The sequence below is a fragment of the Hymenobacter tibetensis genome (assembly GCF_022827545.1).
Taxonomy (GTDB): Bacteria; Bacteroidota; Bacteroidia; order Cytophagales; family Hymenobacteraceae; genus Hymenobacter; species Hymenobacter tibetensis.
In genome coordinates this window covers 1,756,475-1,771,099 of record NZ_CP094669.1, presented here as the reverse complement: position 1 = coordinate 1,771,099, position 14,625 = coordinate 1,756,475, and the positions used below count along the sequence as shown (strand labels likewise).

At 58.0% G+C, this 14,625-nt stretch carries 14 protein-coding genes; 10 read left to right on the top strand and 4 right to left on the bottom strand.

Annotated elements, in window-relative coordinates:
• Positions 1–22 precede the first annotated feature (22 nt).
• Together kdpF and MTX78_RS07145 are read right to left on the bottom strand one after the other, a co-directional pair.
• Positions 23–100, bottom strand: a complete 78-nt coding sequence (gene kdpF / locus MTX78_RS25425) for a K(+)-transporting ATPase subunit F (protein WP_375379485.1) — start codon at positions 98–100, stop codon at positions 23–25.
• 352 nt (positions 101–452) lie between these two features.
• Positions 453–1,805, bottom strand: a complete 1,353-nt coding sequence (locus MTX78_RS07145) for a sigma-54-dependent transcriptional regulator (protein WP_243801223.1) — start codon at positions 1,803–1,805, stop codon at positions 453–455.
• Between the two features lie 516 nt (positions 1,806–2,321).
• On the opposite strand from MTX78_RS07145, the gene MTX78_RS07140 reads away from it, so the two are divergent.
• Both MTX78_RS07140 and MTX78_RS07135 read left to right on the top strand, forming a co-directional pair.
• The gene (locus MTX78_RS07140; RefSeq protein WP_243802832.1) at positions 2,322–2,840 is read left to right on the top strand and encodes a fasciclin domain-containing protein; all 519 of its coding nucleotides are present in this window, start codon (positions 2,322–2,324) and stop codon (positions 2,838–2,840) included.
• A 210-nt stretch (positions 2,841–3,050) separates the two neighbouring features.
• Positions 3,051–5,372, top strand: a complete 2,322-nt coding sequence (locus MTX78_RS07135) for an endonuclease (protein WP_243801203.1) — start codon at positions 3,051–3,053, stop codon at positions 5,370–5,372.
• Positions 5,373–5,480: 108 nt separating this feature from the next.
• Here the strand turns inward: MTX78_RS07135 and MTX78_RS07130 are convergent, their stop codons facing one another.
• The gene (locus MTX78_RS07130) at positions 5,481–5,762 is read right to left on the bottom strand and encodes a GNAT family N-acetyltransferase (RefSeq protein WP_243801202.1); all 282 of its coding nucleotides are present in this window, start codon (positions 5,760–5,762) and stop codon (positions 5,481–5,483) included.
• A gap of 166 nt (positions 5,763–5,928) precedes the next feature.
• On the opposite strand from MTX78_RS07130, the gene MTX78_RS07125 reads away from it, so the two are divergent.
• The 4 genes from MTX78_RS07125 (at position 5,929) to MTX78_RS07110 (ending at position 8,857) form a co-directional block, all read left to right on the top strand.
• A complete protein-coding gene (locus MTX78_RS07125) occupies positions 5,929–6,477 on the top strand; it encodes a hypothetical protein (RefSeq protein ID WP_243801201.1) in 549 nt (182 codons plus the stop codon).
• A 53-nt stretch (positions 6,478–6,530) separates the two neighbouring features.
• A complete protein-coding gene (locus tag MTX78_RS07120) occupies positions 6,531–6,821 on the top strand; it encodes a hypothetical protein (RefSeq protein ID WP_243801200.1) in 291 nt (96 codons plus the stop codon).
• A gap of 198 nt (positions 6,822–7,019) precedes the next feature.
• Positions 7,020–7,553 carry a GNAT family N-acetyltransferase gene (locus MTX78_RS07115; RefSeq protein WP_243801199.1) on the top strand — a complete coding sequence of 178 codons (534 nt, stop codon included), beginning with the start codon at positions 7,020–7,022 and terminating at the stop codon, positions 7,551–7,553.
• Positions 7,554–7,696: 143 nt separating this feature from the next.
• On the top strand, positions 7,697–8,857 hold the full coding sequence (locus tag MTX78_RS07110) for a Gfo/Idh/MocA family protein (RefSeq protein WP_243801198.1): 1,161 nt from the start codon (positions 7,697–7,699) through the stop codon (positions 8,855–8,857).
• Between the two features lie 87 nt (positions 8,858–8,944).
• On the opposite strand, the gene MTX78_RS07105 is transcribed toward MTX78_RS07110, so the two are convergent.
• Positions 8,945–11,089: a TonB-dependent receptor family protein gene (locus MTX78_RS07105; RefSeq protein ID WP_243801196.1), complete on the bottom strand. Its 2,145-nt coding sequence runs from the start codon at positions 11,087–11,089 to the stop codon at positions 8,945–8,947.
• Between the two features lie 128 nt (positions 11,090–11,217).
• On the opposite strand from MTX78_RS07105, the gene MTX78_RS07100 reads away from it, so the two are divergent.
• From MTX78_RS07100 to MTX78_RS07085, 4 genes are all read left to right on the top strand, one after another.
• Complete coding sequence (locus MTX78_RS07100) at positions 11,218–11,886, top strand: hypothetical protein (RefSeq protein ID WP_243801195.1); 669 nt, start codon at positions 11,218–11,220, stop codon at positions 11,884–11,886.
• 133 nt (positions 11,887–12,019) lie between these two features.
• A complete protein-coding gene (locus MTX78_RS07095) occupies positions 12,020–13,237 on the top strand; it encodes a PQQ-dependent sugar dehydrogenase (protein WP_243801193.1) in 1,218 nt (405 codons plus the stop codon).
• Positions 13,238–13,342: 105 nt separating this feature from the next.
• Complete coding sequence (locus MTX78_RS07090) at positions 13,343–13,894, top strand: hypothetical protein (protein ID WP_243801191.1); 552 nt, start codon at positions 13,343–13,345, stop codon at positions 13,892–13,894.
• 307 nt (positions 13,895–14,201) lie between these two features.
• Complete coding sequence (locus tag MTX78_RS07085; RefSeq protein ID WP_243801190.1) at positions 14,202–14,516, top strand: hypothetical protein; 315 nt, start codon at positions 14,202–14,204, stop codon at positions 14,514–14,516.
• The last annotated feature ends 109 nt before the right edge of the window (positions 14,517–14,625 follow it).

Genomic DNA, 14,625 nt, shown 5'->3' with positions numbered 1-14,625 from the left:
TCTTCGTGGGCAACCAAAAAGGTTAGAATCGTTCGGGCTTGAGCAGCACGTAAATCAGGTAGCCAAACACGGCCAGCGACAAGACAAAGAGGGCAATCATCATGGGGAGAGCCGGGGCTAGATGTGGTCGAAAAACTCGACGGATTTAAAGAAGAGCCAGAAGCCAGCGCAGCCGGCCGCGGTGAGCAAGGGAATCATAAGAGCAGGTGCCATAAGTGCCAGATTGTTGACGTGCGCAGTCCCACTTGCCAATCCCGACCCGGTTTGCTTTCTCCCCTACTCTCCCCCTTGTATCAAGCTGATTATCAACGATTAATTTTTCATTGCAATGGCTGCAAAAACATGCGGGCACAAAAAAACCGGGTCATTCTGACCCGGTGCGTCGGTCAGAATAACCCGGTTTAGTGGAGTTGCAGAGACGCGAAGTGCCCCATCTCTACATCGTGCTGATCCTACAGCCCGTACTCTTGAATCTTACGGTAAAGGGTTTTGGTGCCAATACCGAGTTGTCGGGCGGCTTCCATTTTGTTGCCGCCGGTTTCTTGCAGCACCGCTCGGATCTGGCGCTTTTCTAGGGTACGCAGGGTTTTATCGGAGGCTTCATCGGCTACTGGCTCCGCGGCGAAATATTGAAACTCGGTAGGCAGGTCATCTACAGTTAGCGTGTCGGTGTCGGCGAGGATGGCGGCGCGCTCCAGCACGTTTTTCAGTTCCCGCACATTGCCGCGCCAGTCGTGGCGCTGAAGCTGCGTCAGTACTTGTGGCTCCATGCCGCGCAGGCGCTTGCGCAGCTTGGCGGCGTAGAAGTGCAGGAAGTGCGTGGCCAGGGGCTCGATGTCTTCGCGGCGGGCATTGAGCGGGGGCACGGCCACGGTGAACACGGCCAGGCGGTAGTAGAGGTCGGGGCGGAAATGGCCTTCTTCGGCTTCTTGGCGCAGGTTGCGGTTGGTGGCGGCCACAATGCGCACGTTCACGGATAGGGGCTTGGTGTCGCCAAGCTTGGTGAAGCTCTGGGTCTCGAGCACGCGCAGCATCTTAGCTTGCAGCTCGAGCGGCAGCTCCCCGATTTCATCGAGAAACAACGTACCGCTATTGGCCTCCTCCATCAGCCCCCGCTTATCAGCCAGGGCCCCGGTGAAAGCGCCTTTGCGGTAACCAAATAGCTCGGACTCCAACAAGTCCTTGGGAAAGGCACTGCAATTGACGGCCACGAACGGCTTACTGCGGCGCGCACTGGCCGTGTGGATAGCCTGCGCAAACAGCTCCTTGCCCGAACCCGTAGGGCCTTCCAGCAGCACCGTGCTATCAGTTGGTGCCACGCGCAAGGCCAGCGCTTTGGCCTGCGCAAGTGGGGCCGAATGTCCGATCATTGAATCGAAGGTAAACGGCGAGGTGAGTTGCTTTTCCAGTTCGGCTACGCGGCGCTGCAGGCGGGCTTTGTCGGCGGCACGCTCCACGACCACCACGAGCTGGTCGTCGGAGTCGCCTTTAGTTAGGTAGTCGAAAGCGCCTTGCTTCATGGCCTGGACGCCATCGGCAATAGTGCCAAAGGCTGTCATCAGGATGACCTCGGCCAGCGGCGCCACGGCTTTGTAGCGCGGCAGCAAGCTCAGGCCGTGGCCGTCGGGCAGCTTCACGTCCGACAGCACTACTAAGATTTCGGAAGCGTATTGCTGCAGTAGCTCAAGGCCACGCCGGCTGTCTGGAGCCGCTACTACTTTGTATTCTTCTAATTCTAGCACGCGCTGCAGCAACTGGCGCAGGCTTGCTTCGTCGTCTATTAACAGCAGGGTTCCCTTGGACATATAGGTGGCAAAAGTAACAGCAATAGTTCAGGAGCAAGAATTCATTAGTGCCGCAGAACGGACGCACAACTTGAAGATTGGCACTTGGGTCGATTTAGAACAGGAAAGCTCTTTGGTGTTTTTAGGAGCTGAACTAACTAGCTGCGTTGCAGGCTCAACCGAAACAGAACAGCCCAGCTGCTTGCTGTAATACACATTCCTACCACATCCGTTGTTGTGCTTGGTGCGTATAGTCTCCCAACGATATGTCAACCACTCTCACTAAACTTCTCTCACATGTTTAAGAATATTCTGTCTCTCAGCGCTTTAACATTAGTCCTCTCTGTTGGCACCGCTACGGTTTCACTAGCTCAAAGCGATGTTAAGACCAAGTCGGACGACGAAAAGACCAAGATGAAGGACGGCGACATGGTTACTAAAACCAAAGTTGCCGATGATGGCAAATTAAAGCTGAAGGGCAAAGCCAAGGACGGCAGCAAAATGAAGGCTACCACCAAGCCCCGCGAAGGCAAGGACATGAAGGACATGCAAATGAGCAGCACGGGTGCGGCAACCAACATGAGCACCTCCGGCGGTGTGATGGTGGGCGGCGCCATGATGACGCCCGATAAAGACATCGTTGATAATGCGGTAGGTTCTTCAGAGCACACCACCTTGGTAGCCGCTGTGAAAGCGGGTGGTTTGGTGGAAACCCTGAAGGGCGCTGGTCCTTTCACGGTATTTGCCCCCACCAATGCGGCGTTTGAAAAGTTGCCGGCTGGCACCGTCAACACACTGGTGATGCCCGAGAACAAGCAGAAACTGACCACCATCCTAACCTACCACGTAGTACCCGGCCGCCTGATGGCCGCCGACCTCAAAGATGGCCAAACACTAACCACCGTGGAAGGTGAAACGCTAACCGTATCAGCCAAAGGAGGCTCGGTAATGCTGCGCGACGCTAAAGGCGGCACGGCCACCGTAACAACGCCAAATGTGGTATCCAGCAACGGTATCACTCACGTCATTGACGCCGTATTGATGCCTACTAAGTAAGCATCAGGCTGCTGACAGCAAACCTGTCACGCAATCAGCAACTTACGAAAAGACCCGCCTTAGTAAGGCGGGTCTTTTTTCGTTTAGGGCAGAGAAAGGTGCCTGTGAATTATCCAGTTGTAACCAAGGATTTAACAAATAGACAATCCAACCTACACCCGGAATTACGACCTTTGAAATGGTTGTTCCTCACTCAGACTTCTCTTTTCAATGAAACACCTCTTCTCTCGCATACTAGGGGCAGTATTGGCTTTCACTAGCCTGGCCACTTCGGCTCAAGTAATGCCTCCTCCCCCACCCGTTACGCTTCAGGGGCAGCCGTTGAAACGTTGGCTGCGCCAAAACTGGTACGACGGCCAGCGCACCGTGCTTAGCTACAGCGCGGCCCGTGGCAAAATGTACAATTACATCGACAACCAGAACGGCAGCGTGGTGTGCGTCTACTCGGGCTACACCGAAAACACGCCGCTCGACTCCGTCAGCACCAACCCCGGCGTGGTGACCCGGATCAACTGCGAGCATTCCATTCCGCAGTCGTGGTTCAATGAAACCGTGCGGATGCGCTCCGACATTCACCACCTTTTCCCTACCTACGACACGTGGAACTCCGATCGGGGCTCGGACCCATTTGCTGAAATTCCGGATGCCCAAACGCTGAAATGGGTACGGGGCACGCAAAGCCAAAACACCATTCCTACCACCAACATCAACGAGTGGAGCGAGGACACTAACACGCAATTCGAGCCGCGCGAAGATCACAAAGGCAACTTGGCCCGGGCAGCGTTCTACTTCTACACCATGCACCAGGGCCAGGCATTCGATGCCGGCAAGGATACCATCACCGCTTTGGCCGATCTGAACACGCTGTATCAGTGGCACCTCGCCGACCCGGTAGACGCTCGGGAGCGGGAACGGAACCGGCGCACGGCCAAAAGCCAAGGCAACTTCAACCCTTACATTGCTTACCCTGATTTGGTAGCCCGCGCCTACGGCTTTCAAGTGGTTCCCACGTTTAGCTTCGCAACAGCTACCGGCAGTGTAAGTGAGGGCAACACCGGCACCACCACCTACACCACCACCGTAACGCTGACGCCCGCACCTACTTCGACGATTATTGCAAATGTGCTTCTCAACCCCGTTACTTCCACCGCCCTTGAAGGTTCCGATTTCACATTCATCTGGCCTCAAATTCTGATATTCACACCTGGCATGACCCGCCAGACGGTAACACTAACGGTGAACGGCGACACCACACCCGAAGCCGACGAAACCGTAGTGCTGCGGCTTCTACCAACGACCCTTGGAGGAGCGGTTGGGGCACCAGCCACGCACGAGCTAACGATTACTAACGACGACGGCACGCCGCCTTCAGTGCGTTTTGCGGCCGCTACGGGCTCTGTTACGGAGGGCAACGCTGACACCACCACTTACACCGTGAACGTAACGGCCGAGAATATTCCGGCAGGTGGCGTGACGGTGCCGGTTGCAGTGGATGCTGCCACTACTACGGCCACGGCCGCTGATTTCCTTCTGAATACCAATTCGTTGACCTTCGCAGCAGGCACGGCCACCCAAACGCAAGCCGTGACAGTAACGGTAACCGGCGACGCCACTCCCGAACCCAACGAGACAGTGCGTTTGCGCCTCGGTACGCCAACCAACGCGGCCGTGCTCTTGCTTGCGCCCACCGCTCATACGCTTACCATCCTCAACGACGACCAGGCCCCAGCAGGCTCGCCTTGCACCGACCCGTACTTCTCGGAATATGTGGAAGGATCGGCGACAAACACTAAGGCGCTGGAGATTTTCAACCCTACCTCATCCCCCATCAACCTAGCTGCTTACCGCATCGATTTGTATGCCAATGGCTCGAATACGCCCACTGCCACGCAATTGCTCACCGGTACCATTGCGCCCGGCGACGTGTATGTGGTAGCTAACACAGGCGTGGTATCGCCGGTAGTTTTAGCCCAAACTGACTTGCAGTCGGCGGTTGGGTTCTTCAACGGCAATGACGCCATTGCCTTGATGGAAGGCTCCGACACGCTTGATATAATTGGCGTAGTAGGCGTAGACCCAGGCTCCACCTGGACTATTCCCGGCGGCTCAACCACCAACAATACGCTTGTGCGCCGGCCCAATGTGGCTCGCGGCGAAGGCCGCTGGAGCGTAGCCGCCGCCACTTGGCAGGCGCTGGGCACCGATGTGTACACCAACGTCGGTAGCCACACCAGCGCGGCTTGTGTAGTTAGCTCCACTACCAAAAACGCGCCGCTGAATACTGGCTTGGCGGTGTACCCCAACCCGGCCGCAACCACCGTGCAGGTGCAAGTATCCGGCTTGCGCGGCCGCCATTCGGCGAGTATTAACCTCTACAACGCGCTGGGCCAGTTGGTACTAGCCCAAACCCAGCCCCTAACCGGCGCCGAAACGGCCACCCTAGACGTCCAGAAGCTCCCAGCCGGCCTCTACTCTGTCCGGGTGACGGTTGATGGAACACGGTACACCAGCCGCGTGGCCGTGAAGCCGTAGCGTGGTGCTACGAGCAACCTTTACAACACTCTTTACCCGAAAAAGCCGCGGTTCCAATACGGAGCCGCGGCTTTTTGGTGCGTTAATGTTATTCGGGAGAATTTCGGCCTACTTCGCCAGCAAATCCTGGTACTCGGGGTGGCGCTTGACGTAAGCGGCCATGAATTTGCAGCTGGTAAGCACGCGCAAGCCTTGCTCACGGGCGTAGTTGAGTCCTTCCTGGGCCAGCGCCTCGCCTACCCCTTTGCCGCGCAACTCTTCATCGACGAAGGTGTGGGCGAAATCAATGGTTTCGGGGTTGGGCTGGCTGTAGGCTAGTTCGGCCGAGTGCCCATCAACGGTGGCAGTGAATTCTTGGTCTTGAGGCTGGTGCTGAATAGGGAACGACATAAAGCAGAGGAAAATGAGGGTCGGAAAGTGAAACAAAGAATCCGCAGGGAGTACGTAGCCCGGATTATTTTGGCCGTATCCTAACCACATACCGCCCAGCCTGCGTATGCTAGCCAGGGCCACTGCCCTACAGTCTTCCTTGTTCCCACCTCCAGTTTTTTCACTGATGCAAACGAACCCTTCTTCCAGCGACAATACTTCTGACAACGCGGACGATTTCAACAACGCACCCAACAAGTATCCTGATAATCTGGAGCGCGGCGTCAACGATCCGAACGACCATAGCCACATTTCCAATCCCAGCACCAGTGGCACGCCCCAGTACGGCGACTTCGGGCATCCAGAGTCACCAACTGCTTCCAACAACCAGCAGCCCGACCGCCGCGCAGGCGCCAACCCTGATGGCCAAGCGGCCCCCAGCACCGTTGACCCCTTGCAGCGGGGCAGCGTACCGCAAAACCTGGACCCGCAAGCCGCTGACCTAACCAAGGACGACAGCTACGAAGACCAGCGCGAAGGCTGGGCCAAAGACGATCCGCGCTACGGTGGAGGCACCCGCAACTGGGCTACCAACGAGCCAGCCAACCATAGCACGGGCGCCGAGCCGGAAACGGCTGATTCGGAGCGTACCAACCCCAACGACGGCAGCAACGACAACCCCGACGAGTTCAGCGCTTTGCGCAAGGATGGCGGCTTGGGAATCCCGGGCAAGTAAACGCCTCTTGCGCCTGAACTCTCTTTCGTATTTCCATCTTACTCTCCACCATCATGGCAGATAAAAACAACCAGCAGCCGCAAGAATCGCAAGATGCGGCCGCTGCACTCGATCCGCAGTCGGGTGCCAACCTGACCGACGAACAGCGCAAGCACCGCGAGGAGCTGTATGGCTACAAAAAAGACGAGGAAGGCACCCTCGATACCTCTGACCGGCTGGAAGCTGAAACCACGGGCATTCCGGAAGACACCAACCATGGCCCTGACGCTTCCAACCGCATGAACCACGAAGGTGAATTCTCGGACCCGGGCTTCAACAACCCCATCGACGATAACAACCGCTAAGCTGTGTAAACACACCTAGCTGAAAAGCCTCCCGCATTGCGCGGGAGGCTTTTTTCGTTGGGGCAGTGAGTGTAACAGGCTCACAAGGTGCCTAGCCTGATTCGTGTGGCTAACACAGTTATAGCGTCTACCTTGCGCAGGTTGGCGCGGCACCGCCTGTACGCCTAACTACCTTTAGGTGATAAAGCTCTGTCTATCATGATAATATTACACCCTCTGACGGCTACGCACTGGCTTGAAGTGCGAAACATTTACGAGGAAGGTATTGCCACCGGCAATGCTACGTTCACGACAACGGCTCCATCCTGGGAAGAATGGGACAGCAGCCACCTACCACACAGCCGCCTTGTGGCAGTGGAGGCCGACCAGGGTGGATTGAAGCACAACGTGTTGGGCTGGGCTGCACTATCCCCGGTTTCGGGGCGCTGCGTGTACGGTGGGGTAGCTGAAGTGAGCGTGTACGTGGCGCAGGAAGCGAGAGGGCGCGGCCTGGGCCGGCAGCTGTTGGCCGCATTAATTACGGAATCTGAAGCCAATGGTATCTGGACGCTACAGGCTGGCGTTTTTCCTGAAAACGTTGCAAGCATCACTATTCACCTGCAAGCGGGCTTTCGGGAAGTAGGCCGGCGTGAGCGAATTGGGAAGTTACACGGTATCTGGCGCGACACGCTACTGCTCGAACGCCGGAGCGCCTCGGTAGGAGCCGACGCAGCGCCGACCTGCGGCTCGTAGCCAAAGCCCCCTACTCCGGCCCTGGCGTTTAGTAAAGCCCAGTCAGGACGGATGTGGTATAGGCTACGGGCACTGCTAGATAGAGATAACGCCCGGGCCTGTTTACCCGTTCAGCTTGTTGGTATCTATCCGTTTTTCCACCTATGCCTGTTACACCCAATCACCTTGCATCGCGCCGGCAGTTTGTGCGGCAAGCCAGCTTAACGGCCGCCGTAGCTGCCATGGCCGGGCCAGCCGCCGCGCTGCCCCTTGCTGCGGCAAGCGCTACTACCAAAGACGAAACCCAACGCAAGCTCGGCTTCGCCATCGTGGGCCTCGGCAAGTTTGCCACCCAGCAGATGATGCCAGCTTTCAAAGACTGCAAGCACGCCAAAATCACGGCTTTGGTCAGCGGCTCGCCAGACAAAGCCAAGCAACTGGCCGCCGAGTACGGCGTAGACCCCAAGAGCGTCTATAGCTACGACAACTTCGATTCCATCAAGGACAATCCGGCCGTTGATGTGGTGTACATCGTGCTGCCGCCTTCCCTGCACATGGAGTACACGGTGCGGGCCGCCAAAGCGGGCAAGCACGTGCTCAGCGAGAAGCCCATGGCCACTTCGGTAGCAGATTGCCAAAAAATGATTGACGCCTGCAACAAGGCGGGTAAAAAGCTGATGGTAGCCTACCGCGCGCAGTTCGAGCCGTTCAACCTGGATGCTATTGCGCGCATCAAGAAAGGCGAGCTAGGCAAGCTCCGCCAGATTACGGCCGACCACGGCCGCATTGTGAAGCCCACCGAAGAGAAGGCAGAAGCCTGGCGCGTGGTGAAGAAAACGGCCGGCGGCGGGTCACTCATGGACATCGGCATCTACTCCCTAAACGCCGCCCGCTACCTCACCGGCGAGGAGCCCGTGGAAGTAACGGCTCAAGAATACACCGACAAGTCGGACCCGCGGTTCAAGGAAGTGGAAGACGTGATTCACTTCACGCTGCGTTTTCCGAGTGGCGTGCTGGCCTCCTGCACCAGCGCATACAGCATCCAGGAAGTGAAGCGCTACCGCGTGTTTGGCGATAAAGCCTACCTCGACCTTGACCCGGCTACCGACTACTACAAGCACAACATGACCATCGGGACCAAGGAGGGCGAAATGAAAGCTAGCCTCAAGGAAGGCAACCAATTCGCCGCCGAGCTAGACCACATGGCTGAGTGCGTGCTGGAAAACAAAACGCCTAAAACACCCGGCGAAGAAGGCCTCAAAGACGTCCGCATCATCATGGCCATTTATGAGGCCGCCCGGACGGGCAAGAAGGTGAAAGTGTAAAGACACCCGCATACCAACACAAGGGCCGTCGGGCGGGAGCTTGCTCCTACCCGACGGCCCTTGTGTTGGTGTATAATACTTGGTGCGCTACAAACGCCAGCCTGCTTGCACGCCGCCGTAATAGTTGCGGCCAGGAGCGGGCTGGAAGTAGCGGTTGCCGAACGCATTGAGGTCGTTGCCGAGGGAATAGCGACGGTCGGTAGCATTCTCAACGCCGGCGAAAATATCCAACTCCAGGCGGTCTAGGCCAACAGCCGCGGCGGTGCGCCGCCAGCCGCCACGGGCTGCGAAGGTCCAGTAGCCCGCAGCTTCCACGGTGTTAGCATCGTTGAGGGGCAAACGTGCCTGGTGGTTGAGGGTGGGGCTGAGGTAGAACCCGAGCCGTTCGCTGAAGTCGAATCCGGCGCTGAGTGTGTGGGGTGCGGTGCCGGTGAGGCGGTTGCCGCTGAAGTCGTTGCCGCCCGACTCGTAGCGCCCGAAACGGTAGTGGTTGTAAGCGTAGCTCGCCCAGAGGCGCAGCCCGTACGGACCGGCAGCGGTAGGCGCCGGGCCCGCCGTGTTGGCTGAAGCTACGGCAGCGGCATCGGAAGCAGTTTGCCAGAGCCAGCCACTCAAGGCCGCTTCTATCCCGCGCTGGCGCGTGGTACCGGAGTTGGCGAATAACTGGGTGCCTTGCGCATCAGTACGCGACACAATGGTTTCGCGCAACCGAAAGTCATACGCGGCCACGTCGAAGGTCACTTGGTTGTTCAGCAGCTTGCCCCGCGTGCCTACCTCGTAGCTGGTGCCACGCTCGGCTTGCAGGTCGCGGTTGAGGGAAGCATCCGAAGTCCGAATTTCTTCTTCGGTGGGCGGCGAGAAACCACTGCTTACGTTGGCATACGCCGAAATCTGCGGCGTTAGCTCTTTAAGCAGCGCCACCCGCGGCGACACTTCGGGCTGAAAGGTCCGCTCGTACTGAAAGCCCGCCGACGGCGTTACGGCGTCGGTGAGCCGGTTGATGCGGTAGCGCAGCCGGTTGTAGCTGGCCCCCGCCGTGAGCAGAAAACCGGCTGGCAGCTCGTAATCTGCCTGCGCAAACCCAAAGCCCGTGACGGCCCGGATTTCATCGTCGTAGCGCAACGTGCCGGGAGTGCCGCCACGGTTTTGGTAGTTGCGGGAGCTTTCGAAGCCGTTTTGCAGTTCCGCGCCGCCCTGTAAACGCAGTGTACGGCCCGCCAACGTGGTGCGGTAATTCAGCACCGTGCGGCCGCCACCACCGAGCAACGTGTTGCGTTCCAAGTCCACCAAAAACGGCGTGGCAATGTTGCTGCCGGTGCCATACACGGTGGTTCGGCTGGAAAGCTGGTCGGTGAAGCGGTACTCGTAGGTGGCCCCGAGCAAGGCGGTGCGGGTGGCATAGCCTGCTTGCTGCTCCACTGTTCCAGGCGCCGTGGCCGTACCGGGCCGGGCCTGTCGTGGGTTGGCCTCGAACTGGGCGCGGGTAAGGCTGCCGGGTATGTCGTAGTCGAGGTCGGTGTACAGGGCGTGCACCGACAACGTGCTTTTCTCGGTGGGCCGCAGTTCGCCATCCAGTACCAGCACGTCGCGGCGCAGGCTGCTTTGCTCGCGGTAGCCATCGAGGGTTTGGCGGGCATACTGGGCGCGGAAGTAGCCGGTGGCAGTACCACTTTCTACTGCTACAGTGCTGCGGCGCAACCCATACGAGCCCGCCGTAAAGCCTGCTTGCACCCGGGTTTGGCCGGCTACAGGACGGCGGTTTTCAAGCAAGACCGCGCCTCCCGTACCGGCACCGTACACGCTGGCGGTCGGGCCCTTTATCACTTCCAGCCGACCAATCTGGCTGGGGTCGAGCAGGTTGAGGGCAGTGCTGCCGCTGGCTTCGGTGAAGGGAATGCCTTCGTAGTACACCTTCACGTTGCGCACCCCGAACGGCGAGCGGAGCGTACTGCCTCGCACGCTGAGGCGGTAGCTGGCTGTAGCTCGCTCCTCCAACCGCACACCAGGCAGCGTGTTAACGGCCTGCGTGAGGGCATTTTGCGGAAACCGCTCGAAGGTGGCAGCATCGACCACGCCTACTGCCGCCGCCGTGCGGCGCAACGGCAACTGCTGGCCGTAGCCAGTCACCGTGGCTTCGGGCAGGCGCACGGCGCTGGTGGTATCGGGAGCAGGCGTTTGGGCGAAAAGGGAAACGGGCAGCAGCAGCAAGGGCGCGGCGTAGCGGTAAGGCATAGTAAACAACAACAAGATTCGTTGCTGCTTAACCGTTAATTGGTATCCAGGGTTGGATTTCCAGACAAATTGGTATCTAATACGCTGTATTTCAACCGCGCCACCACACATACTGCTCTGCTACTAGTATGACTACGCTCTACCTGCCCCGCCGCCACCGCCGGCCTTTGCTGTTGCCCCGTGGCTTGGTAGCACTTGCCTTTCTGTTATTAATAGGCTGTATAGGGCTGATTGATCAGCCCCGGCTCCACCGCTATTCGGTGATGCAGCTGACTGTGCCTCGTATTTGTGACGAGCAGAAGGAGCCGTACGGGTTATGTGTAGACTTTGCCAGAGAAGCTGTGAAAAAGGGCCTTTGGCAAACCGCCGACTTCACAGGCAACGCAACGGCCGACAGCAGCAATTTGCGTTTAGCTCAGCGTCACCTCCGCGCTATGCACCATCACTCAACTACTAGTGGCTTACAAATCCGCTTTCACACCCAAGCGCGCTACGGCAGCTTACTAGATGTGCTGGACGATGTAAACCAGGCCAGCCTAACCAAGTATTTTCTTGATCTATACTCTCCCATTACAACGCTGTATGTGCTTCCAAGTCGCCGCACAACAGACTTTACTAGTAGCCCTGAACCCAAAGAACCTGTACCAATTGAATCCGCAACCACCACTGGCGTGACACGCTGGCTCGACCGTATCAGTAGCCACTTAGCGAAGCCGGCTTGGGGCACCAGTCTGTTAACGGGGTTGAGCGTTTGGTTGGCAGTGGCGCTTGGTCGGTGGTGGCTACAACATGAATAAAGCGCTTGTCTGCTTTTGCCCGATGACTGCACCTTGCGCTTATGGCGCTAGTACTGCACCAGGCACAAGCTCGTCCGTAACTTAAGCTCGACAAAAGCAGTTGAATAAGCTACTGTCTCGCTTCTCTCAACTTATGAAAACGACTTTACTTGCCGCCGCTTGCCTGGCCGGCTTCACTACTATTGCACAGAACGTGCCGCCGGAAGGCACCCCGTTCAAGATGACGGGCAACATCTACCTGCCCAAGAAACTGCCCGTTACCGAAGAACGCGTAAAGGCCCTGACCGTTCCGGCTGGCTTCACCGTCACGAAATACGCGGAGGGCCTGGACATGCCCCGGATGCTGGCGCAAGCACCCAATGGCGACATGTACGTCTCCAACCGCGTAAAAGGAACCGTAACTCTACTGCGCGACGCCAACAAGGACGGCAAAGTGGAAGTGATGCAGCAAGTGGCGCAAAAGCCGCACCTGCACGGTCTCGCCTTGAAAGACGGCAAGCTCTACATAGCCGCCGTGCGCGAATTATACGTGGCCGATGTGAAAGCTGATGGCAGCTTGGGCGAGCTCAAGACGCTGTACAAAGACTTGCCCGATGCCGGCCAGCACGCCAACCGTACCCTCAATTTCGGCCCCGACGGCAAGCTCTACCTCTCGGTAGGCAGCACCTGCAACGCCTGCGACGAAGACAACCCCGAAAACGCCACCCTGCTTCAGATAAACACCGATGGGTCGGGCCGCCGCGTGTACGCCACCGGCCTTCGCAACACCATCGGCTTCGACTGGCACCCCACCACCAAGGTGCTTTTCGGCATGGACCACGGCATTGATTGGCTCGGTGACGAAGACCAGCAGGAAGAGTTCAACCAGATAAAGGAAGGGGCTAACTACGGCTGGCCATCCATCATTGCCGATGGCAAGCCCTACCCCGCCAACAAGCCCAAGAGCGGCGAAACCTACGAGCAGTTCGACGCCAAAGCCGTGCGGCCGTTGCTGCTCTACAAAGCCCATTCTGCGCCCTTGGGCTTGGTGTTCAACCGCAGCCAACAGTTTCCGGCCGAGTACAAGAACGATGCTTTCGTGACCATGCACGGTTCTTGGAACCGTGCGCAGCCGTCGGGCTACAAAATCGTGCGGGTGCACTTCAACGAGCAAGGCCAGCCCCAACAGTTCGAGGATTTTGTAACTGGCTGGCTGGTGGAAGGCGGTAAGGCAGAGTTCGGCCGCCCCTGCGCCATTGTGCAGGCCGCTGACGGAGCCTTGTTGGTATCAGACGACGACAACGGCGTGATATACCGGGTGGCGTATGCGGGCACCACCAAAGCTGCCGCCAAGCCCAAGAAGAAGAGTTAGAAGCCAGTAAGTAGATCCTAGAACTTAAAAGCTCCCCTCCTCGAAAAGGCAGGGGAGCTTTTAAGTTCTAGCTTTGTTTTAGAGCCCAGCTGCCTTTACTGCTTTATGCCTGCCCTTTCCCCCGACTTACGCAAAGCCTTATTCAACCTTCCCCAGCGCGAAAAAGACCAGCTCCTGGCACGCCTCGTGGCGCAGGATTCTGTGCTGACAGAGCAACTGACGTTTCGGCTGCTGGAGGGCGAGGATGCGCTGGAAATTCGGCGTGAGCGGCTGCGCACCCAGGTAGATGACCCCGTGCGCGGCTACCATCAAACCCCCAACGACCTGCTCCATATTGTGCGGCAATTGCAAGCCCGGCTCGCCTACCACGCCCGCATCACTGGTGACACGCTTGGCGAGGTGGAACTAACCCTGCGGCTGCTCACCAATATATTTCGCCACCAGCCGGCCGCCGTAGCGCAACTGCACGGTCCTACCCAGCCGTTGCTTCAGCACCTAGCGCGCCGCACCCACGATACCCTGAAGCAAATCAGCAAGCTGCATGAAGACTACCACGTGGAGCTAGCGCCGGCGCTCAACGAGCTATTGCCGTTGCTGTACGCCTCGGCCGCAGCCCCGTTGGCCCGCGAGCTAGGCATCCCAGCTACCTTCCATTGACAACGCATTCCGCTTCGGTTTTAAGCTGGTGCTAGTTCTCTCCGTGCCGTGGAACCCCATTGCATTTTATAGGTGTCTTGTGGGAAGTGGCGTACAGCTACCTTATCGGAGCGTGCTTGCTACAAACACCTGGTTTTAGCCAGTGCTGGCAGAGAGGGAAAATTAGGCTGGATTCGCTGTCAGACAAGGCGTACTGTGAGGCAGTTATGTTGCGGCTAACGCTCGTGTTGGGAACATAGCGCATCCTTTGCGCGGTAAAAGCTGTATCTTATTCTATCAGCATTCCAAACCCTAGCATCCCCCTGCCATGTCCTCTATTCCTTCTCCCGAGCACGTACGCGTGCCTCAGCACCTCTCCGACAACGATATACGCCAGGCCCTCGACGACCTAGATTCCAAAATCAAAACCTTGCGCAACCGGGCTCACGCTACCACCGAAGGCGCGCCTCATACCTACCACGAGCACATAGCTATGCTGGAAGCCAAGCGCAACAAGCTGGCCGAGCAGCTGGGCCCTGCGCCAGCCTCTGACGCCAAACCGACCGACCAAGACCACAGCACCTGGAGCGAAATCTGGCACGGCATCGAGAACCTGCGCAACGACCTACGCAACATCATTTAAGCAGCAGCTACATTCGGTTTTCATACTTGCACGAAGCAGTAGGATAGTAGCGCAGAAGCCACAGGAAATTCGTTCCGCGCTACTGCCTGTACAGCCGAGTTGAAAGGGC

Excerpts from the sequence above, each read along its gene's own strand:
- MTX78_RS07090 (WP_243801191.1), top strand. The coding sequence starts at position 13,343 with ATGCCTGCCCTTTCCCCCGACTTACGCAAAGCCTTATTCAACCTTCCC.
- MTX78_RS07135 (WP_243801203.1), top strand. The coding sequence starts at position 3,051 with ATGAAACACCTCTTCTCTCGCATACTAGGGGCAGTATTGGCTTTCACT.
- MTX78_RS07145 (WP_243801223.1), bottom strand. The coding sequence starts at position 1,805 with ATGTCCAAGGGAACCCTGCTGTTAATAGACGACGAAGCAAGCCTGCGC.
- MTX78_RS07105 (WP_243801196.1), bottom strand. The coding sequence starts at position 11,089 with ATGCCTTACCGCTACGCCGCGCCCTTGCTGCTGCTGCCCGTTTCCCTT.
- MTX78_RS07130 (WP_243801202.1), bottom strand. The coding sequence starts at position 5,762 with ATGTCGTTCCCTATTCAGCACCAGCCTCAAGACCAAGAATTCACTGCC.
- MTX78_RS07100 (WP_243801195.1), top strand. The coding sequence starts at position 11,218 with ATGACTACGCTCTACCTGCCCCGCCGCCACCGCCGGCCTTTGCTGTTG.
- MTX78_RS07120 (WP_243801200.1), top strand. The coding sequence starts at position 6,531 with ATGGCAGATAAAAACAACCAGCAGCCGCAAGAATCGCAAGATGCGGCC.
- MTX78_RS07125 (WP_243801201.1), top strand. The coding sequence starts at position 5,929 with ATGCAAACGAACCCTTCTTCCAGCGACAATACTTCTGACAACGCGGAC.
- MTX78_RS07095 (WP_243801193.1), top strand. The coding sequence starts at position 12,020 with ATGAAAACGACTTTACTTGCCGCCGCTTGCCTGGCCGGCTTCACTACT.
- MTX78_RS07110 (WP_243801198.1), top strand. The coding sequence starts at position 7,697 with ATGCCTGTTACACCCAATCACCTTGCATCGCGCCGGCAGTTTGTGCGG.
- MTX78_RS07140 (WP_243802832.1), top strand. The coding sequence starts at position 2,322 with ATGAAGGACATGCAAATGAGCAGCACGGGTGCGGCAACCAACATGAGC.
- kdpF (WP_375379485.1), bottom strand. The coding sequence starts at position 100 with ATGATTGCCCTCTTTGTCTTGTCGCTGGCCGTGTTTGGCTACCTGATT.
- MTX78_RS07085 (WP_243801190.1), top strand. The coding sequence starts at position 14,202 with ATGTCCTCTATTCCTTCTCCCGAGCACGTACGCGTGCCTCAGCACCTC.
- MTX78_RS07115 (WP_243801199.1), top strand. The coding sequence starts at position 7,020 with ATGATAATATTACACCCTCTGACGGCTACGCACTGGCTTGAAGTGCGA.